This window comes from Burkholderia sp. AU17457, assembly GCF_002223255.1.
Lineage (GTDB): Bacteria > Pseudomonadota > Gammaproteobacteria > Burkholderiales > Burkholderiaceae > Burkholderia > Burkholderia sola.
In genome coordinates this window covers 1,010,165-1,030,151 of record NZ_NKFB01000005.1, presented here as the reverse complement: position 1 = coordinate 1,030,151, position 19,987 = coordinate 1,010,165, and the positions used below count along the sequence as shown (strand labels likewise).

At 65.3% G+C, this 19,987-nt stretch carries 16 protein-coding genes and 1 pseudogene; 6 read left to right on the top strand and 11 right to left on the bottom strand.

Going from position 1 to position 19,987, the window contains the following annotated elements; translation table 11 throughout:
• Nucleotides 1–17: 17 nt before the first annotated feature.
• Together CFB49_RS21880 and CFB49_RS21875 are read right to left on the bottom strand one after the other, a co-directional pair.
• Nucleotides 18–863: a DUF4123 domain-containing protein gene (locus tag CFB49_RS21880; protein ID WP_089492293.1), complete on the bottom strand. Its 846-nt coding sequence runs from the start codon at nucleotides 861–863 to the stop codon at nucleotides 18–20.
• Nucleotides 864–867: 4 nt separating this feature from the next.
• Complete coding sequence (locus CFB49_RS21875; protein WP_089492292.1) at nucleotides 868–3,216, bottom strand: type VI secretion system Vgr family protein; 2,349 nt, start codon at nucleotides 3,214–3,216, stop codon at nucleotides 868–870.
• A gap of 306 nt (nucleotides 3,217–3,522) precedes the next feature.
• On the opposite strand from CFB49_RS21875, the gene tssC reads away from it, so the two are divergent.
• The 4 genes from tssC to tssE are packed head-to-tail and all read left to right on the top strand — an operon-like array spanning nucleotide 3,523 to nucleotide 7,373.
• Nucleotides 3,523–4,866, top strand: coding sequence for a type VI secretion system contractile sheath large subunit (gene tssC / locus CFB49_RS21870; RefSeq protein WP_249190237.1), 1,344 nt, complete (start codon nucleotides 3,523–3,525; stop codon nucleotides 4,864–4,866).
• Between the two features lie 57 nt (nucleotides 4,867–4,923).
• On the top strand, nucleotides 4,924–6,270 hold the full coding sequence (tssK, locus tag CFB49_RS21865; protein ID WP_089492290.1) for a type VI secretion system baseplate subunit TssK: 1,347 nt from the start codon (nucleotides 4,924–4,926) through the stop codon (nucleotides 6,268–6,270).
• Entirely contained in the window at nucleotides 6,267–6,929 is a 663-nt protein-coding gene (locus CFB49_RS21860; protein WP_089492289.1) for a DotU family type IV/VI secretion system protein, read from the top strand. Before tssK ends, CFB49_RS21860 begins: the two co-directional genes overlap by 4 nt.
• Before the next feature lie 12 nt (nucleotides 6,930–6,941).
• Nucleotides 6,942–7,373 carry a type VI secretion system baseplate subunit TssE gene (gene tssE / locus CFB49_RS21855; RefSeq protein WP_089492288.1) on the top strand — a complete coding sequence of 144 codons (432 nt, stop codon included), beginning with the start codon at nucleotides 6,942–6,944 and terminating at the stop codon, nucleotides 7,371–7,373.
• Nucleotides 7,374–7,386: 13 nt separating this feature from the next.
• On the opposite strand, the gene CFB49_RS21850 is transcribed toward tssE, so the two are convergent.
• The 3 genes and pseudogenes from CFB49_RS21850 to CFB49_RS21840 form a co-directional block, all read right to left on the bottom strand.
• Nucleotides 7,387–8,136, bottom strand: coding sequence for an SDR family oxidoreductase (locus CFB49_RS21850; protein WP_089492814.1), 750 nt, complete (start codon nucleotides 8,134–8,136; stop codon nucleotides 7,387–7,389).
• 122 nt (nucleotides 8,137–8,258) lie between these two features.
• Nucleotides 8,259–9,176: pseudogene (locus CFB49_RS21845) on the bottom strand (LysR family transcriptional regulator).
• Nucleotides 9,177–9,434: 258 nt separating this feature from the next.
• A complete protein-coding gene (locus CFB49_RS21840) occupies nucleotides 9,435–10,727 on the bottom strand; it encodes an MFS transporter (RefSeq protein WP_089492287.1) in 1,293 nt (430 codons plus the stop codon).
• 307 nt (nucleotides 10,728–11,034) lie between these two features.
• On the opposite strand from CFB49_RS21840, the gene CFB49_RS21835 reads away from it, so the two are divergent.
• Nucleotides 11,035–11,940, top strand: a complete 906-nt coding sequence (locus CFB49_RS21835) for a ketopantoate reductase family protein (RefSeq protein WP_089492286.1) — start codon at nucleotides 11,035–11,037, stop codon at nucleotides 11,938–11,940.
• Between the two features lie 164 nt (nucleotides 11,941–12,104).
• On the opposite strand, the gene CFB49_RS21825 is transcribed toward CFB49_RS21835, so the two are convergent.
• The 4 genes from CFB49_RS21825 to CFB49_RS21810 all read right to left on the bottom strand — a co-directional run bounded on the left by CFB49_RS21825 (nucleotide 12,105) and on the right by CFB49_RS21810 (nucleotide 15,870).
• On the bottom strand, nucleotides 12,105–13,568 hold the full coding sequence (locus CFB49_RS21825) for a catalase (protein ID WP_089492284.1): 1,464 nt from the start codon (nucleotides 13,566–13,568) through the stop codon (nucleotides 12,105–12,107).
• A gap of 264 nt (nucleotides 13,569–13,832) precedes the next feature.
• A complete protein-coding gene (locus CFB49_RS21820) occupies nucleotides 13,833–14,675 on the bottom strand; it encodes an anti-sigma factor (RefSeq protein WP_249190211.1) in 843 nt (280 codons plus the stop codon).
• Between the two features lie 20 nt (nucleotides 14,676–14,695).
• Nucleotides 14,696–15,244: an RNA polymerase sigma factor gene (locus tag CFB49_RS21815; RefSeq protein ID WP_069616461.1), complete on the bottom strand. Its 549-nt coding sequence runs from the start codon at nucleotides 15,242–15,244 to the stop codon at nucleotides 14,696–14,698.
• A gap of 209 nt (nucleotides 15,245–15,453) precedes the next feature.
• A complete protein-coding gene (locus tag CFB49_RS21810) occupies nucleotides 15,454–15,870 on the bottom strand; it encodes an organic hydroperoxide resistance protein (protein ID WP_089492282.1) in 417 nt (138 codons plus the stop codon).
• Between the two features lie 252 nt (nucleotides 15,871–16,122).
• Here CFB49_RS21810 and CFB49_RS21805 point away from each other — a divergent pair, with 252 nt between their 5' ends.
• A complete protein-coding gene (locus CFB49_RS21805; protein ID WP_089492281.1) occupies nucleotides 16,123–17,388 on the top strand; it encodes a condensation domain-containing protein in 1,266 nt (421 codons plus the stop codon).
• 34 nt (nucleotides 17,389–17,422) lie between these two features.
• Here CFB49_RS21805 and CFB49_RS21800 read toward each other — a convergent pair whose 3' ends face one another.
• Together CFB49_RS21800 and CFB49_RS21795 are read right to left on the bottom strand one after the other, a co-directional pair.
• Nucleotides 17,423–18,613: an MFS transporter gene (locus tag CFB49_RS21800; protein WP_089436404.1), complete on the bottom strand. Its 1,191-nt coding sequence runs from the start codon at nucleotides 18,611–18,613 to the stop codon at nucleotides 17,423–17,425.
• Between the two features lie 265 nt (nucleotides 18,614–18,878).
• Nucleotides 18,879–19,955 carry a sensor histidine kinase gene (locus CFB49_RS21795; RefSeq protein WP_089492280.1) on the bottom strand — a complete coding sequence of 359 codons (1,077 nt, stop codon included), beginning with the start codon at nucleotides 19,953–19,955 and terminating at the stop codon, nucleotides 18,879–18,881.
• Between the last annotated feature and the right edge of the window lie 32 nt (nucleotides 19,956–19,987).

The window sequence follows — 19,987 nt, the reverse complement described above, 5'->3', positions numbered from 1 at the left end:
GCGAAGAGGTAAGTGAATCAGGCGGATGGTGAGGACAAGTCGGCCGCAATGCGCTGCCAGTCGGCCTCGCCGAGCGCTGACGTCAGGCGGCTGTAACGCCGTGGATTCCCGTCGCATTGCGCGAGGATGCGCGCGATGACGCGATGACGATGGAATTCGGGATGACGTGTGATGCCTTGCATTGCAAAGGCGATCGCGTCTTCCTCGTCGGTCAACGCGAACGACTCGGCAGCCGCCAGCCATGGGTCGAGCCGTCGGCCCAACGCGGTGAGTTGTTCTGCCGGGGTACGCTGCCGCTCCAGCACCACGTTCACCCGGCCCACCCGCTGCAATTGCCGCCATTGATCGTCGCGCAGTCGCAGGGCCGGCGTCGCCGCAGCGTGCTCGTCGGGCTGCAGCCGCCACCAATGTTCGAGCGGAAACAGCCACGCAGACGCAGGCCCCATCAGCGTCTTCTGCTGATCCTCGTCCAGTATCCAGCGCAGTTGCATCAGCGTGTACGCGTCGTGATATCGAAGGTGGTATGGTTTGCGCTCCGCCGGCGAATGAACGATCGTCACGCGTTGCAGATGGCGAATGACGCTGCCCGGCGTATTCGGGCTCTCGAGCAGTAAACAGAACAGCGGTTCCTCACCGTCCGAATCGCGCTCCATCACCTCGACGAACAGCTCATCGCGCTCGGTAGCGCCGAGCGCATCCAGGCGCAGAACGGATGGCAGGCGAGATGCGCGGTCGGCATCGGTTGCCGGTGCCAGCGATTCCAGCGGAAAGCGTTTCAGGAGCGGGGAATCCACCTGCCGCGGATCGATAACGGCATAGCCGCAACGTTCGAGCGCACGTCGATCAAGCTGGATACGTTCCATGGCGTTACGCATCCATCGGGACGAGCGCTTCATGGCGCGACGCGGCGGTCTGCCGGGACATGTCGCAATCCTCGATAGCGCCCAGCGCGACGGTGCGCGTCGAACTTCCGGACGAATCGATGTCCCACGACACACATTTCTCGATAATGTCGCCGGCGGTGCCATTCTCGATGCGGCTACCGTTGATCTTGATATAGGAGCCCCCGGCCCCGATCCATACCTCGTCCTTTGCAGTGAGGACCAGCTTGCCGTTGGTGCTGGTTACGCTGACATCCTTCAACGCGCTGAGCGCGATTTCGTCCTCCAGCGCCCGGATGTCGACCTTCCCCTTGCCGGCGAACAATTTGATGCCCGCCTTCCTGGCGAAAAGACTGATCAGCTCGCCCGCCGCCACGGTGAATTTGCGCACGACACCGATATCGGCGTTTTGGCCGGCCGTCAGCGTGAGATTCGCGCCGGCGCTGTGCTGGATCGTCTCCGGCGACGTCACGGCAATCGACGCGCTGGCGGACAACAGCATGACGGCCTGCTGGAGATCCTTGATCTGGTTCTGCAGCACGTCGCTCATCGCCCGGGCATCCGCGGCGTCCGCCTGCGCGCTCAGCGCCGCCTGGGTCAGTTGCTGCATTTGCGATTGCGCGGCCTCGAGCTGCTGCAGCGCTTCCTTCATGTCGAGCTGCGAGCCCGTTGCGTTCGGACGGTCGATCGACGAGAAATACAACCCGCGCCCCGCCCTTATCGCGCCGTAGGCCGACGTGCGCAACTCGAAGCCCTCGCCCCTGCACTCGAGTTGCTGGTTCACCAGATAGCCGAGGTTCAACTGCGATTTCCCCGAGTGTTCGGTGCTGAGCTTGATGCCTTCCTGTCCGGCCCAGTCCTCCATTCGCAGTTTGTTGTTTGCCTGCGTGCGGATCACGTTGCGCGACAACCAGCGACGGTCGCTCGTCACCAGGTCCCGTGCCTGACCGTGGTGATGAAAGCCGATGATCTCGGGTTTGTCCGGGTCTGCATCCCGGAACGAAACGACGGCTTCGTCGTTGTCGAGCGCGGGGAAGTGAAAACCCGTCTGCAGCTTGCCCGCGAACGGTTTGGCCAGCCGCAGCGGCACGCTCTCGCCGCCGGATGGCCAAGCGGCGAAATCGACGTCGAACCGCACCGTGTAGTAGCCCGCTGCGGTCAGATACGCGTACTTGTATTTGTCCGGCGAAGTCACGCGCGCGCTCAACGTGCCGGCGACCGTCGGCCATGCGTCCACCTCGAGTTTGAGCCGGAAGCGCCGGTTGGCGGGGATCGCCTTGTAGTGGTTCGTATAAGCGCGATCGCGTGCTCCGCTGTGCGTCACTTCCACAACGACCTGCCCGTCGGGCGCATCGGGCAGCGCCGTGTCCAGGTTCAGCACGCGGCCGGGCTGCAACGCGAGCACATTCGTCTCGCCTTCGTACACGACTTGCCAGGCGAGTGCCGCCTCATGACGCAGCCGCGCTTCCCATTTCGCGCCGGCCTGATCGAGGTGATGCGTACCGTACACGTACGATTGGCCGTAGGTGGTCGAGTCCTGCGGCGCGACGTTGGCCTCGTCCTTGAAGCGCTCCCAAGCCTGCTCCGGGTTGTAGTCGGCGACGCAAAACGATTGCGGTACCGTCACGGCGTGCACCTCGAGCGCCGTCACCGCCTCCGTGCCGGCCGCCTCGAGCCCCGCCGCCTCGCGATACGCGACGGCCAGATGCGGATTCCACTGATAGTGGTCGACATCGTCGGCAAACACGACTTGATCGCCATGCTCGGTCTCGACGATATAACTGTAGATACCGGCCTTCTGCATCAGCATCCGCACGTACGACAGGTCGTCGATCCGATACTGGAAACGGAACAGGTGCTGCGGATATTCGCGGCGCAGCCGGAACGCGAACTGGTGACCGTCAAGGCCGTGACTGCGCAGCACCGCTTCGATGATCTGCGGCGTGGTCTGGTGCTGGTAGATCCGGCTGGTGCTGACGGCTTCCAGACGTGCGAAGTGGGATCTGAGCACCACTTCGTACCGGATGAAGTCGCGTGTGGTCTGCAGCGTCGAGAAGCGGGCAATGAAGCCGGAGAAACGACGAGGCGCGCCAGCTTCCGGAACGATCGTGCAGGCCGCATCGCGATTCAGATAATCGGCACGCGCGAGCCGCTTCGGATGCGTGAGCACGATCCGTACTTCGGTTGGCTCCCCCATCCGCTCGGTTGCATGCACGGACACAACGGACAGCGCCGTAGCGGAGTCGGTACCGGGCACATCGAGGAAATACGCCTGACGTCCCGACACCACCAGGCTCGAAACGGAGCGCTGCGTCTCGTCAAACAGATCCACCATATTCAAACCCCGTCACCATATAGCACTGCTACACACTTGTTCCCTCTACAACGTTTTTTGAGCGCGTGCAATGCGTGGATTGAGCGACGAAAGATAGCCGCTCGCGCCCCGACTCGGGAAGGGCTCGATTCCTTTATTCCGGCGAATTGTTGTATTTGACCGAAACGTAACAGTCGTTCACGAATGACGCTTTTTTTGAGATGTTTGCCGTGTTATACGTCGCACTTCGCCGATTTTCGACCGCATCTCGTTCAACGCCCAATGAGTCCAGGCTTTCCGATCGACCCGTACACCAAAGCCGTCGAAATGCCCGATGTGCATGCACGCGTCGATGCGAATTCAGCAACCTGCGCACGATCGGACGTGCTCGACTGGTGCCTCGCCAACCTCGACGAGCAACTCGGCCGGCAACTCGATGCCGTCCTGCATCATCCCGCGTTCCAGGCACTCGAGTCGACCTGGCGCGGCTTGAAGTTTCTGGTGGATCGCACCGATTTTCGTCAAAACGTCAGAATCGAAGTCCTCGACGTTTCCAAGGAAGCGCTCCATCACGATTTCGACGATGCGCCCGATATCATCCAGAGCGGCTTGTTCAGGCTCACCTATGTCGGCGAGTACGACATGCCGGGCGGGCAGCCCATCGCCGCGATTATCTCGGCATTCGAATTCGATCATCGTGCACCGGACATCGCGCTATTGCGCAATATCTCGAAAGTGGCTGCGGCGGCTCACATGCCATTTATCGGCGCGGTCTCACCCGCCTTCTTCGACAAACCGTCGATGGAGGCAGTCACCGGCATCCGCGACCTGCCGACATGGTTCGAGCGAGCCGAGTATCTGAAATGGAAGAACTTTCGTGAAACCGAAGATGCACGCTACGTCGCGCTGACGATGCCGCGCTTCCTCGTACGCCTGCCGTACGGACCCGATACGACGCCCGTGCGCGCATTCAACTACACCGAGAACGTGCGGGAAGCCGGGCGAAACGCTTATCTCTGGACAAGCGCGGCCTTCGCGCTCGCAGTCAACATCATGCGCAGCTTTGTGCGCAATGGCTGGTGCGTGCAGATTCGCGGCCCGCAGGCGGGCGGCCTGATCGAGGATATTCCGATGCATCGATACGATCTCGGTGCGGGGCAACTCGACAAGATTTCCACCGAAGCGCTGATCCCCGAAACACGCGAGAACGAGTTTGCCGATATAGGACTGATTCCGCTTTCGACCACCGGAAATCACGATCAAGCGTGCTTTTTTTCCGCACACTCGACACAGCATCCGCGCGTATTCGACCCGCGTGGCGCAGCGGCAAACAGCCGTATCAATGCCCGCCTCCCATACGTCTTCCTGCTGTCACGCATCGCTCACTATCTGAAACTGATCCAGCGCGAGAACATCGGTACGACCCGGGACAGCCGATTGCTCGAGCTTGAATTGAACACATGGATCAAATCGCTTGTCACGGAAATGACCGATCCCGGCGACGATCTTCAGGCTGCCCATCCACTGCGTGAAGCAAGCGTCTCCGTCCAGGATATTGAGGACAATCCGGGCTTCTTTCGAATCAAGCTCTTTATCGTTCCGCACTTTCAGGTGGAAGGCGTCGACATCAACCTTTCCCTGATTTCGCAAATGCCGAAGGCGAAACAGTGACATGCGCCCCCATGCGCGCTTTCATGCCGCAACTTTAATTTCGAATCAGTCAACAAGATGAAGATAACCAGACCGCTGTGGGCCAAGGGGATTTTCATGACGCCGCAGCACTTCCAGCAGCAGGCGATATGGGAACAGTACGCCCACGACCGAGTTGCGCGCATCGCGACCCCCGATGCATGGGGCGTGGTGCACACGGTGCTCGACGTCCAGGCACTGAGTGTCGATCGTCTGCAGTGCACGGCCCTGTCGTTGCGGCTGCCCGACGGCACGCTGGTCGATACCGAAACCGCCGACTGGCTTCCCGCATCACGCAGTCTCGAAGACGTGCCTGCAACAGTAGAATCGGTGACCGTGCTGCTCGGGCTGGCACTGATGGACGCACAGGGCGGCAACTGCATTGAGCCCGGTGAAAAACCGGCACGCCCCCGTCGCGTTACGCGCGAGTACAAACAGGTCGCCGATCTGAACGGGGACGGTCAGGAAGAAATCAGCGTCGAGCGTAACGTGGTGGCACTGCTGTTCGACTTCGAGCACGCTGGCGACTACGTGACCTGTCCGATCGCGCGACTCGTTCGCACACCGCAAGGGCAATTCGAGCCCGACGCGACGTTCGTTCCGCCATGTCTGTTCCTGTCGGCAAGCGACCGGCTCATGCAGCGCGCGCAGCGCCTATCGGGAATTCTGTCGGCCAAGAGCGCGAGTCTCGCCGCGCGCCGGAAAGCACGCTCGGATCAAATCGCGGATTTCGCCGTGTCCGATGTTGCGCTGTTTTGGCTGCTCCACAGCGTCAACAGCGCGTGGCCCGAACTCGCCCGCCTCGTCCAGGCGCCCGACCAGCATCCCGAACGGTTGTACACGGTTCTCGCGCGGCTCGCGGGTGCACTCCTTGCGTTCTCCACGACGGAATCGCTTCAGTCGATTCCGCTGTACGATCATCGTGCACCGGAGCCGATGTTCGCCGAACTCGAATCGCTGATTCGTACCCTGCTCGACGCCGTTATTCCGTCGCGAGTCATACCGATTGCGCTCGAACAGGTGCGCGCGACGACGTGGCTGGGCCGGATCAACGACGAACGACTGACCGAAGGCGCGGAATACTATCTTTCGGTGCAGGCGGCCATGCCCGCTCATGCGCTCGTCGACCATCTGCCGCGCCTTTGCAAGGTCGGTGCACCGGACGAAGTCGAGCAAATCGTCAATTCCGCACTGCGGGGCATTGCATTGCGGTCGATGCCTAGACTGCCGGCCGCGATTCCGGTCCGGATCGAAAACCAGTACTTCGCGCTGGACAGCAATGACGACGCGTTCAAGCGGATGATCGATGCGCACGCGTGCCAGATCTATGTGCCGGCATCGATTCCCGAAGTATCGCTTGAGCTGTATGCGGTGCTGCCGTCATGAGCAGGGTGACCGCCGCCACTCATCCTTTACTACCCGTTGCACTGCGCGATACGGCGCGCACGGTCACCGCATTGACCTTGGAATCCATTTCGTTTCAGGCATTGCGTGACCAATGCGACGCGCAGATCGCACAATTGCGATCGGATTTGAATTCGCGCGGCCTTTCGGATGACGTAATCGACGATGCAGTGTATGCGCAATGCGCACTGCTCGACGAAGCTGCGTTGAAACACCTCACCGGCGCGGCACGCGACGACTGGGAGCGCGAACCGCTTCAGGTGACGCATTTCTCGAGCAACGATGCCGGCGAGGAACTGGTACGCCGTATCCGGCACCGCTTGTGCAACGCTCGACCCGCCAGCGAACTGCTCGCGATATTCGCGGCAGTGTTGTCGCTCGGGTTCGTCGGACGGTTTGCGATCAACGGTGATATCGATCGCGCGGGGCTTGTTCGCTCCATCGACGCGCAACTGGGACGCTCACACTCAGACGACGGCAATCACACGCCCGTCGCACCGATCGTCGTGAGCAATGCCGGCGCGCGACCGCCGCGTATTTCCGGGCCAATCTGGGTGGCGATGTCGTGTGTTTCGGCGGGATTCGTCTGGTTTGCGGTCGACCGGTGGTTCATCGCATCGATTGCCCGGCTCATGAATTGAAGGAGAACGACGATGTGGGTAGGCCCTGGGTTGTTCGAGCGAATCACCGGACACTTCGCAGACGGTTCGGCCGTGAGCGATTTCCCCGCGGAAGTACAGGTATTCCTGTCGGTTCGCGACAACATCGAGCGCATTCTGAACAGCCGGCGCGGCTCGCTCACTCATCTTCCGGACTATGGGCTCGATGATCTATCGGGGATATATCGACATCTGCCATCCTCCGAACACAAGCTGCAACGCGCGATCGAAACGGCGCTGCTCGCCTACGAGCCGCGCCTGAAGAAGGTGGAAATCGAAATTCATCCACCTGAACCGGATATGCTGATCAGCTTCACGATGGCTTGCCATTTGCACCGGGAAGGCCTGGTGCGCTTCGGCACCAATTTCATGCCGGACGGTAAGACGCGCCTGCGGATGTTGCAGGCGGCACACGATCGGTACTGACCCGCCTCGCCCCTCAGAGCAACCCCATCCCGCCCGACGCGATGATTTCCGCGCCGACGATGAACGCGGATTCCGGCGCGCTCAGGTGCAGCACCGTCGACGCGATTTCGTCCGGCGTGCCGAACCGGCCGATCGGCACGAGGCCCTTGATCTTGTCGGCCGTCGCGTCGAGCGTCGCCGCATCGAGCCCCAGCTTGCCGTACAGCGGCGTCTGCACGGGCCCGGGGCTCACCACGTTCACGCGCACGCCGTGCGGCAGCAGTTCCGTCGACAGCGTCTTCGCGAACGAATTGACGGCCGCCTTGCTCGCCGCGTACACCGACGAGCCGGGCATCCCGACATGCGCGTTGATCGAGCCGTTGATCACGATCGATGCGCCGCGGTTCAGCCGCGGCACCAGCGACTGGATCTGGAAATACGCGCCCTTCACGTTGGTGTTGAACACGAGATCCCACATCGCTTCGTCGCTGTCGGCGAACGGCGCGAGTTTCGCGACGCCCGCGTTGACGAACACGGCGTCGAGCCGCACGCCGGCGGTGGCGATCGCGTCGGCCAGCGCGCGAGCCGACGCGACGCTGCCGGCTTCGTTGCGAATCGCGAGCGCGCCTTCGCCGAGCGTTTGGCGGGCAGCTTCCAGCGTGCCGGCGTCGCGCCCGGTAATGATGACCCGCGCGCCTTCGGCCGCGAATGCGCGGGCGGCCGCCAGGCCGATGCCGCTGTTGCCGCCCGTGACGAGGACCGTCTTTCCTTCGAAGCGTTGCATGATGTTCTCCTGTGAACCGGTGAGTTGACCGTGAACACAGGATGCGCGCGCCGCGCGGCGTTGCCGTACGACCGGTGCGACGAACATGTTCGAAAACATCGAACATGTTGGCGGCAGCGCATTCAGCCGACCACGTCGATTCCGTCAAGCAGCCGCTGCGCGAGCCGCGGCTCGCGCAATTGCTCCAGCCACCATTGCAGTGCGCGACCGTCGCGGTCGTCGTGCCACGCGACGTACAGCAGATTCGGCTCGCGCGGATCGGCCGTCTGCTTCTCGACCAGTTCGCCGCGCGCGAGCAGCGACGCGACGCGCCGGCGCGGCACCCAGCCGACGCCGAGCGCATCGCGCTGCGCGAGGATCTTCGCGCGCATCGACGGCACCGCGAGCACCGCCTGCCCGCCAAGCAGCCCATACGCGCGGCCGGCCGCGCGCCGCGACGAATCGGCGACGACGACCGATCGATGCGCACCGATCGCGTCGCGCGTCAGCACGCCGCTCGCGGACGCCAGCGGATGGCGCGGCGACACCGCGAACACCCACTCCATCGCGCCGAGTTCGAATCACTTGAGGCCCGGAATCGCCGGCGGCTCGTTGGTCGCGCCGACGACGAGATCCGCGCGGCCGTCGCGCAACGCTTCCCAGGTCCCGCCGAGCACCTCGTGCGTGAAGCGCAGCGACACGCCCGAATCGAGCGCATCGAACGCGCGGACGACCGGCAGCAGCGTATCGAACTCCAGCACCTCGTCGCTGACGATCCACAGCCGGTCCTCCCAGCCGCTCGCGACCTGCCGCACGCGCTGCGTCAGCCGGGCGACGTCGAGCGCCAGCCGTGCCGCCTCGTCGGCCAGCAATTGCCCGGCCGGCGTGAGTTGCAGCCGGTACCCGCGGCGGTCGAACAGCAGCGCGTCGAAGCGCGTTTCAAGCTGGCGCGCCGCGTGCGACACAGTCGACGGCGCCTTGCCCAGCCGCGCGGCGGCGCGCGACAGGCTGCCGGTGGCGCGGATCGCGTCGAGCAGCGCCAGTTCGTCTTCGGACAGCATGAGGTCGCTCCACGGTGAGGATGTCGTGGATCGTAAGGCACTGGCGCGCCGCGGTCCAATCCGGCGATCGCGGCTGCGGTCGGCCGGCGCGATCGCCCGCCTGCGCAGACGACTCCCGGTATGCTGATCGACGCGAATTCACCTGAATCTCGAGGCGACCACTGCAATGCGCGTCGCGATCCGCATCATGTGCACGATCACGCAGCCGCGCGGTCGCCGCCGCCGGATCTCCCTGTCCGCATTGCCCCAGCGCGCCGCTTACCGTGCAGGCCGCAGCATGATGCCCGCCAGCGCGCCCGCGATGCACAGCACGCCCACGTACAGTTCCGGCGCGTGCGGATGCGATTTCAACAGTACCGAGACGAATACCGGCGTGAGACCGCCGAACACCGCATAGGCGACGTTGTACGAGAACGAGATACCGGAAAAGCGCACGGCTGGCGGAAACGCATGGACCATCGCGACCGGAATCGCCGCGACCGCCCCGACGCAGAAACCGCATAGCGCATAAAGCGGCAACAGCAACGCCGGATCGACGGCGAGTTGCGACGCCATCAGCCAGTACGATGCGCCGAGCATCAGGCAGCCGACGAAGATCGTGCGGCCGGTACCGAACCGTCCCGCGATCGAACCGGCGACGATGCATCCGATCGTCAGGCAGAACGTCGCGGCCGAATTGGCCTGCAGCGCAAGCGCGGGCGCGATGTGAAATTGCTTGGCGACGAGGGTCGGCGTCATCAGGATCACGACGACGATCGCGGCGGTGAGCGTCCACGTGAGGATCATCGATACCAGCACGGCCCGACCGTGATCGCGCAGCACGGCTTTCAGCGGCACTTCGCGGGTCAGCGACCGGCTGCGCTTCATTTCGATGAATACGGGCGTCTCGTCGAGCCAGCGTCGCAGCAACGCGGACACTATCCCGAACAGGCCGCCGACGACGAAAGGCAATCGCCACGCATAGGCGCCGATCTCCGCCGGCGAATAATGACGATTGATCGTCGACGCGATCAGCGAGCCAAGCAGGATGCCGAGCGTCAGGCCGCCGGTCAGCAGGCCGCACGCATAGCCGACATGGCGCGGCGGCACATGTTCGGACACGAACACCCACGCGCCCGGCACCTCGCCGCCTACCGCCGCCCCCTGCAACAGCCGGCACAGGAGCAGCAGCACGGGCGCGGCAATGCCGATGGACTCATAGGTCGGCAGCAGCCCCATCGCCAACGTCGGCAGCGCCATCATCATCACGCTCAACGTGAACATGCGCTTGCGGCCCACCAGATCGCCGAAATGCGCGAGCACCACGCCGCCGAGCGGGCGCGCGAGATAACCCGCCGCGAAAATGCCGAACGTCTGCAACTGGCGCAGCCAGTCGGGAATCGATGGCGGAAAGAACAATTGGCCGATGACCGCGGCGAAAAACACGTAAATCACGAAATCGTAAAATTCGAGCGCGCCACCGAGCGCGGCGAGCACGAGCGTCCGGTGATCGCGGCCGGTCAGCGGGCGATGGGATACAGCCGGAATCTGAAGCGAGTCTGGAAAGTTCATCTGGAAGAGGTCCGGGATCAGGAACCGCGCGCCAACCCGATGACGCGCTACTGATTGACAACACCCGGGCGCCGCACGTCATTCCATTGCGCGTCGATTTTCCGCTGCGCCTGTTCCAGGCCGCGTTCGGCAACCTCCGTTGGCCTGCAGGCCGAGCAATGTCGGACGCCGTGTCGCGAATCCGGTGCGACGCCGGGAATAAACGGCCGCCGTCGCGTGTTCCATCGGAATGGAGGGCGCACGAGCCTGCCGCTTGCGCGCGCCTCGCCCATGCGTGACACGTTCACGCCTTCTCCTTGGAGCAATCATGCGTTTTGCGGTTCTGGGCGCCGGCGCGGTCGGCTGCTACTTCGGCGGCATGCTGGCGCTGCACGGCCACGATGTGGTTTTCATTGGTCGTCCGTTGCACGTCGACGCGATTCGCGACCAGGGTCTGCGCGTCCAGACGCGCACGTTCGACAGGCGCGTGCCGGCCGACGCGTCGACCGATATCGACGCCGCGGCATCGGCCGACGTGGTGTTCGTGTGCGTGAAGTCCGGCGATACCGCGCAAGCCGCGCGCACGTTGAGCCGCGTGCTGGCGCCGGAAGCGATCGTGGTCAGTCTGCAGAATGGCGTCGACAACGCAGCCGTGCTGCGCGCGAAGATCGCCGGCCCGGTCATTTGCGCGGCCGTCTACGTCGCGAGCGAGATGGCGGGCCCGGGGCATCTGCTGCATCATGGCCGCGGCGATCTCGCGATCGAAGCGTCGCCGTCCAGCGAACGGCTGGCGCAGGTGCTGCGGGCAGCGGCCATTCCGACCCGGATCGCCGACGACGTGCGCGCGGCCCTCTGGCACAAGTTCATCCTCAATTGCGCGTACAACGCGATTTCCGCCATCGTGCAGTTGCCCCTGGGCGAGATGTCGCATCGCGATGCGTTGCGCGAAACGATGCGTGCCGCCGTCGCCGAGTGCATCGCCGTCGCGGCGGCCGAAGGCGTCCATTTCGCCGACCGGCCGGCCGCGATCGTCGAGCAAATCGAAGCGACGATTCCGCCCGGCCAGTATTCGTCGACGGCGCAGGATCTGGCGCGCGGCAGACCCGGCGAGATCGATCACCTGAACGGCGCGGTCGTTCGGCGCGGGCGCGCGGCAGGCATCGACACGCCGGTCAATCGGACGCTCCATCTGCTCGTGAAGATGCTGGAAGCGAAGACGGCGGCGCGTTCGTGACGGACGGCGTTCGCGTGTGCCGCGCCGACCGTCACGGCGCGTCGAGCGGCGCCGGCCAGCCTGCGGCCGCGCCGCCGGCGACGTGACGTCGGGCGTCGAACCGGCCCGCCGGCCGCGATGCCGCGCGGCCGGCGGCGGCCGTCGCGCGTCGCCGATACCAGCCGCTATTCGCGTTCGCCGGCCAGTCGCGCGAGCGCCGCGGCAATCCCCGCGCCATAGGCCGGGTCGGCCCGCGAGCAGTTGTCGATGTGGCGCTGCCGGATATCCGCCGACACGCCGGCAAGCTGCCGTGCGGTGGTATCGAACAGGCACTGGCGTTGCCGCGCATCCATCAGCCGGAACAGGTCGCCCGGCTGCTGATAATGATCATCGTCGACGCGATGATCCCAATGCGCGGCCGCGCCGTTCAACTCGAGCGGCGGTTCGTCGAGCTGCGGCCGGTCCGACCACGCGCCCTTGCTGTTGGGCCAGTACGACGGCGCCGCGCTGAGATTGCCGTCGGTGCGCATCGCACCATCGCGGTGATAACTGTGGAACGGGCACTTCGGCGCGTTCACCGGGATCTGCGCGAAGTTGACGCCGAGCCGATATCGCTGCGCATCGCCGTAGGAAAACAGGCGTGCCTGCAACATCCGGTCCGGCGAGTAACCGATGCCCGGTACGACGTTCGCCGGCGAAAACGCGGCCTGCTCCGTCTCGGCGAAGAAATTGTCGGGATTGCGGTTGAGCTCGAATTCGCCGACTTCGATCAGCGGAAACTCGGCCTTCGGCCATACCTTCGTGAGATCGAACGGGTTGAACCGAAACGCTTTCGCCTGCGCGTCGGTCATCACCTGGATGTACAACGTCCAGCGCGGAAAATTGCCGGCCTCGATGCTGTCGAACAGGTCGCGCTGATGGGTTTCGCGGTCCCGGGCGATCAGCGCTTGCGCCTGCGCGTCGGTCAGGTTCTCGATGCCCTGCTGCGAGCGGTAATGGAACTTCACCCAGGTCCGCTCGTTCTCCGCATTGATCATGCTGTACGTATGGCTGCCGAAGCCGTGCATGTGCCGGAACGATCGCGGAATGCCGCGCTCGCTCATGACGATCGTCACCTGGTGCAGCGCCTCGGGCAGCAGCGACCAGAAATCCCAGTTGTTTTCCGCGCTGCGCATGCCGGTGCGCGGGTCTCGCTTGACGGCATGATTGAGATCGGGAAAGCGCAATGGATCGCGAAAGAAGAACACCGGCGTATTGTTGCCGACCAGATCCCAGTTCCCTTCCTCGGTATAGAACTTCAGCGCGAAGCCGCGGATGTCACGCTCCGCATCGGCCGCGCCGCGCTCGCCGGCGACCGTCGAGAAGCGCACGAACATCGGGGTCTGCTTGCCGATTTCGGAAAAGAGCTTCGCCTTCGTGTACCGCGAAATGTCGTGCGTCACGGTGAAGGTCCCGTATGCGCCGGCGCCCTTCGCATGCATGCGGCGCTCCGGGATCACCTCGCGATCGAAGTGCGCGAGCTTTTCGATCAGCCAGACGTCCTGCAGCAACGCCGGACCGCGCGCACCGGCCGTCTGGATGTTGACGTTGTTGCTGACCGGCGCGCCGTTCGCATGGGCAATTTCGCGCGGAATCGAATGCTCTGACATGTCCTGGTTCCCCCAACGGTATGTGATTTCAGTTCATGGGTCGCGCGGTCCGCCGTCGGTGCGGGGAACGCGCGTCGTGCAGGCGGCCATCCGTCAGGCCGTCCACGGACAGATTGGAAATGGACAACGTATCCGGCGTTTGTCCGGTTTGTATCGCTTTGTACCGGGTTACGTCGACAGCCGGCTGTACCACGCACGTCGAGCAGGACCGCTGCGGCACGACGCTGTGTTGCCGGATCGTTTCGACGGCGTCGCCGCTTGCCCTCACGATCGTTCGCTATCGACGATCCGGTCGCCGAGCGCGCCGAGGTCCGCATCGCCGGGAGCGGCGATCAGCGCATACGCGATTCCCGAGCGCCGCCACGTCATGACGTCCATGTTGCCGACCTGCTGACGGTCGGGCACGGTATCGGGCCGCTCGTCCTTCATCACGCACAGCGCGACGGGCGCGCCTTGGGCGGGCAGATAGACGATCTGCACCAGCGGTTTGCGATTGAAGCTCAGGCGCTGGATGCGCTTGAACGTCAGCCCGGCCGAGCGCAGGTCCGGAATCCGTATCCCCCGTCCGTCGTCCCGGCGAATCGTGTCGATCGTCTGCGCGGCGGCCGCGACGTTCGCCGAATCGGACGCCACGGTGTCGCGCGTATAGAGCCGCTGATAATTGACGGCCGCCATGATCCACGGCGACATCCGCGCCTGCGCGGCCACCGTTGCGGGTGGCGGCGCGAAGCGCAGTACGGCGGCGCTGCAGAACGCGCCGGCGACGAATGCGACCGCGAGCCACGGCGCCATCATGCGAACGCGCAAGCGAACCGGCGTGGACTGCCGCCCGCGTACACCGGGCTGCGACGGACCCGATATCTGCCGACGATCGCCGCCGCCGACCGGCAGCGCCGACGGCGGCGCATGCGCGTGCGCGATGTCGGCGACCGTCCGGATCAGACTCTGCGGCACCGGCAGCCAGGGGTGACGCTGAAACGCACGCTGATAGGGCAACACCGATGCTTCGAGCAAGGCCACCCGCGTCGCGATCTCGGCCGACGTTCGGATCGCCCGGTCGACTTCCTCGCGCTGGTGCGACGTGAGCGCTCCGTCCACGTATGCCATGAGCAGGACGTCGTCCATTTTCAAGCCCCCTGATCCTCACTGTTCGCCGCGCTTTTCACGGGTCGTTCGTGTCGATCGGCGAACAGCGCACCGATCGCCTGGCGAGCACGCGACAGCCGGCTCATGATCGTACCGATGGGCACGCCGAGCACGTCCGCCGCTTCGCTATAACTGAGTCCTTCCACGCTGACCAGCAACATCACCGCGCGCTGCGCTTCGGGCAGCTGCTGCACGGCCCTGACGATCTGCGCGTCCAGCGCCTGCTGCTCCAGTGTCGGCGCGGCGGGATCGGAGATGGTTTCGAGCAGGTCGTCGTCCCAGTCCATGCCCGAGCGCCGGCGCACGCTGCGCGCGCGAAGCTCGTTGAGCCAGGTGGACTGCACGATCGAGAACATCCAGCTGAGCGGTGCCGTTCCGGGCCGCAACTGATGCGCGCGTTCGAGTGCACGCACGCACGCGCACTGCACGAGATCCTCCGCGTCGTGCCGATCGCCGGAGAGGCGCAGCGCGAACGTCCAGAGGCGCGGAAGCATCGCGGGCAGCATGGCGGACAGTTCGGCCGCGGTCATCGACGTCGATCTCCGCAACGTGCAAGCCGGCCGACGCGGACAAACGGCCGTATCTGATGTGTATCCATGGGTTTAGGCGAAATTGAACGGGCAACACCCCTACAGCCCACGTAAACAGCTGGACGGCGCAGATATTCCATCCGCGGTCGCGTGTCGCCCGACAGGCCGGATCACGGGGCGCCGGCCGTACGTCGGCGGCGTGGCGCGCGTCAGATCACCGTGACGACCACGTCGACGTTGCCGCGTGTCGCCTTCGAATACGGGCACGTCTGGTGCGCGGCATCGACGAGCGCCTGCGCGACGTCCGCATCGACGCCCGGCACGCTGACGTTCAGCCGGGCCTGCAGGAAGTACGCGCCGTCGGCCATGGCCAGATCGATTTCCGCATCGACGTGCGTATCGCGCGGCAGCGCGACCTTCAGCCGTTGCGCGGCCAGCCCCATCGCACCGATGAAGCATGCCGACCAGCCCGCGGCCAGCAATTGCTCGGGATTCGTGCCGGGCGCGGCCGAGCCGGGCCCGGAGAGCTTCACGTCAAGGCGGCCGTCGGCACTGCGGGCAGCGCCGTCGCGCCCGCCGGTGGTGCGAGTCTTGCCGGTGTACAGGACTTTGGTTTGCTGGCTCATGATCGGTACCGTGCTGGATAAGGGTGAATGAACGGAGAACGTATTCCGTCGTCGGGATGCATTAGAGCGCGGCCACGTATCGGTCATGTGTCCCGACGCCGGGCTATTGCAACGTCATGTATCCATTCGCGATGCGTACACATTGAGAAACGAATCCGCCACTCCGGCCACAGCCATTGCGGAAACGAAGCGGGAATAGCCCTGCGTCCTCCGGTGTTCTGTTGAGGCAGACAACCCTTCGGGAGTGAAACGGTGCAGAACCAGCAGCAGGAACTCGACGATCGTCCGGCGACCGCGCAAACACGCGTGCGGGCACTTGGCAGCACGGAACATCTGTTCTGGTTGCTGGACCGGAATCGGCCGACGCATTTCGCGATGGTCGCGGAGATCGACCGGCGGTTTGCGCCGGGTGTATGGCACGCCGCCTTTCAGGCGCTCCAGCGCAGACATCCGCTGCTGTCGCCCCGTATCGCCGCCGACGCGCAGCACAATTCGGCGTTCCATTCGGTACCCGGCGCCGAGGTGCCGTTACGCGTGATCGAGCACCACGCGACGTCGTGGCAGACCGAAACGGCCCGCGAAATCGCGACGCGCTTCGACTGGGCGACAGCGCCGCTGGTGCGCGCAACGCTGTTGCAGCGCGAATCGATGTCGACGCTGATTCTGGTCGCGCATCACTCCGTCCTCGACGGCATGGGCGCCGCGTATCTGATCGACGAACTGCTGCGCACGCTGACGGGCGAGCCCGTGACGCCGCTGCCGCTCGTGCAGTCGCTCGAGACGCTGCTCGCGGCCGACCTGAACGACGCGGCCACCCTGCCCGCGCCGCTTCCGGCACCGGAGCCGAAGGCGTTCCGTCCGGACACGGCGGCGCTGCCGCACATCGACGCCGTCGCGCTTTCAGCCGAAGCCACGCGCCGCCTCGCCGCGCGCGCCCGGCAAGCGCGCACGACCGTGCATGGCGCGATTGCCGCAGCCGTTCATGAAGCGGGCCGGCGCCTGTCGAGCGACTGGGCCGCGCGCGCGTTGAGAACCGTCACGCCGATCGACGTACGCGCGCTCGCCAGCGAAGCGGGCGTCGCGAACGGCGTGTACATCACCCAGACCGTCACGATCGACGATCACCCGCGCGGGGTCGACTTGTGGGCAGCCGCCCGCACGATCAAGCAGGACCTCGCGCCGTCGCAAACGCGTGCGAGCGTCGCGGCGGAGCTGAAGGCGCTGGATACCGCGATGGCGGCCCGACCGAGCGTCGAGCACGCGGCGGGCTTCCTGTCGAACGTGCTGGCCTTCGACGTCCTGCTGTCGAACCTCGGCAATCAACCCATCGCAGCCGCGTACGACGGCGTATCGCTCGACGCGCTGTGGGGTCCGTTCGTGACATCAGGATTCGCCGACGATCAGGTCATCGGCGCCTGCACGATCGACGGCGTCCTGCGGCTCGCGCATACGAGCCATCGCGTCATCCCGGGACTGCTCGGCGAAGTCCGCACGATTCTCGAGGACGCCGCCGGCTGAAGGTCGGCGCGGCGCCGCGCCGGTTGCGCCGATTTCAGAACACCGCGAGCGACACCCGCTTGCGGTGCTCGACGACGGACAGCAGCAACGCCGCCAGCCCGCATGCGGCGATGAGCGTCAGCAGCATCGTCCTGCCCAGGGTGACCAGCACCAGGCTGCCGAGCGCCGGGAATCCGAACACGCCGACGAAGTACGATGCGACGAACCACGTGAGCACCGCGCGCCGATGCCGCGCAGCGGCGCTGTTGACGGCCTGCGCCTGGACGATCGGATAGATGAGGCCGTAGCCCGTACCGAGCAGCACGGCGCTGGCCGAATGAAGGAGCGCATGGTGCGGCACGGCGAACGTCACCGCGACGCTCAGGATCATGAAGCCGAGCAGGATCTGCGTGGTCGCATCGACGCGCATCCGGATCACGAGCGCGCTGAGCAGCCAGCGGATGACGACCACCGTGGCCGAATACAGCCCGAAGAACGTTCCGGCCTTCACGCCGGTTTCCTGCGCCATCGACATCTGGAACGTCATCAGGCCCGAGAAGACGCTCGAGCCGAGCGCGATGATGGCGATCGGATAGATCGCGTGCGTGCGGGCAATCGCCATCATCTCCCGGCCCCATCGTTGCCGCACCGGCCGCGCGGCGGGCAGCGACGCCGGCGACAGCCGGCCGAAGCATTCCAGCATGACGGCGGCCATCGCGCACAATCCGCCGACGGTGCAGAACACCGTCCCCGTCGTCCAGTGCCAGTTGCGTATCGCGAGCGACGCGACGGCCGGGCCGCCGCCGACGCCCGCCATCTGAAACGACCCGAACCGCAGGAACCAGCGCTCGCGTTCGGTATCCGTGGTGCGCTCGGCAAGCATCATCGGCGCCGCGAGGTAGAACGCGCCCCAGCCGACGCCGACCAGCAATCCGGGCACGACGCTCAGTGAGCCGGCGCGGTCGATCAGCGCAAAACCCACGACGCCCGCGCCGACGACGAGCGCGGCCAGCGCAGCGGTACGTGCGGTGCCGATCGAATGGGCAAGCCACGCGACCAGCGGCACGCCGATCAACGCGCCGACCATGGCTTCGACCAGCGCGACGCCGGTATCGACGTCGCCTCCGCCCGCCGAACGAAAATGCATCGACAACAGGAACGTCGCGCCGTATCCGCATGCCGTCAACAGCGCGCCCAGCAGCACGAACGATGCGCCGCGCGCAGACATCGTGTGGGGATCGGCCATCGTGCCTCCTGTCGTTTCGAAATTCCGGCCGGATCTGGGGTCGGCGGCCCGGGTGGGTTCACGCCCTGGGACAAGCGCGCCGCGGTCCTGAACAGCGATGCGCCGACCTCACCGACGAGCCGCTCGGCCTGCCGGTCCTTCAGTCGACCGTCGCAGTCTAGGAATGCCGCGGCTGCCTTCCCGATTGGACGCCCGCCATGTATCCGGCGTGTGTCGCCGGCGTATCGAAATGTATCGGGGAAACGGACGCCCCCCAGCGATGCGTTCATGCAGGCGCGAACGGCAGTATCACCGTCGCCTCGAGGCCGCCGGTGCTGCGATTGTTCAGTTGCAGGTCCCCCTGCATCGCCCGCGTGAGCCGGCGGGCGATCGCGAGCCCCAGCCCCGACCCCGGCGCGCGCGCCGCCGTCTGCGGCGCGCGATACCAGGGTTTGAACACCGCCTCGAGCTCCGCCGGCACGATACCCGGCCCCGAATCCAGCACGGTCAGCATCACGTGCCGCGCGTCGACGCGCACACACAGACGGACATCGTCCCCGTAACGCAACGCATTGTCGATCAGATTGACGAGCACGCGGCGCAGCGCGTGCGGGAACGTCACGAGAGGATGCCCGACCCGTCCGTCGAGATCGACGGTCAGGCCCGCGTCGCGATAGCTGTCGACCAGCACACCGAGCATTTCGTCCGCGTCGACACGGCGCGGCGGCTCCGGCACGCTGCATTGAAGTCGGGCGCACGCCAGGCTCGCGTCGACCAGTTCGCTCATCTCGGCAAGATCGCGCTCGATCGCGTCGCGCAGCGCACCGTCATCCATCATCCCGCTGCGCAGCATCATTCTCGTGAGCGGCGTGCGCAGGTCGTGCGCATAGGCGGCCAGCACGTGCAGCAGTTCCGTCATGCGTTCCGCATGCTGACGGTGCGCGCCGTTGATCGCGCGTGCGAGTGTCGCGATCGATGGCGCGCCGCGTTCGGCCCACGTATCGGGAAGCGCCTCGATACCTTGCTTGTCGATGGCATCGGCAAGCTCGCGCACGATCGCATCCAGCCTGAGCATCCGCAGCCACGACCACAGCGCGGTCGCGACCAGCGCGAACAGGATCGCCACGGCCGCGGCGATCAGCAGACCCTCGCTTGCCACCGGACGCAATGCGGTCGCGAACGTCGCGCGTGCGTCGTACATGCCGGCCGCGACCAGTGGCACGCCGGCGAGGAGCAGGAGGCGCACCGACCACACGACGAGTTCGCGCGGATGCGGGAACACTGCGCGGGCGACGCCGCGCAGGCTGCGCGTGGCCCGCGATTCAAACACAGTCGCTGACGATAAGGTAGGAATGTGCTCCATCTTCGTTCTCCTGTCGCCGTCGCGGCGGACGG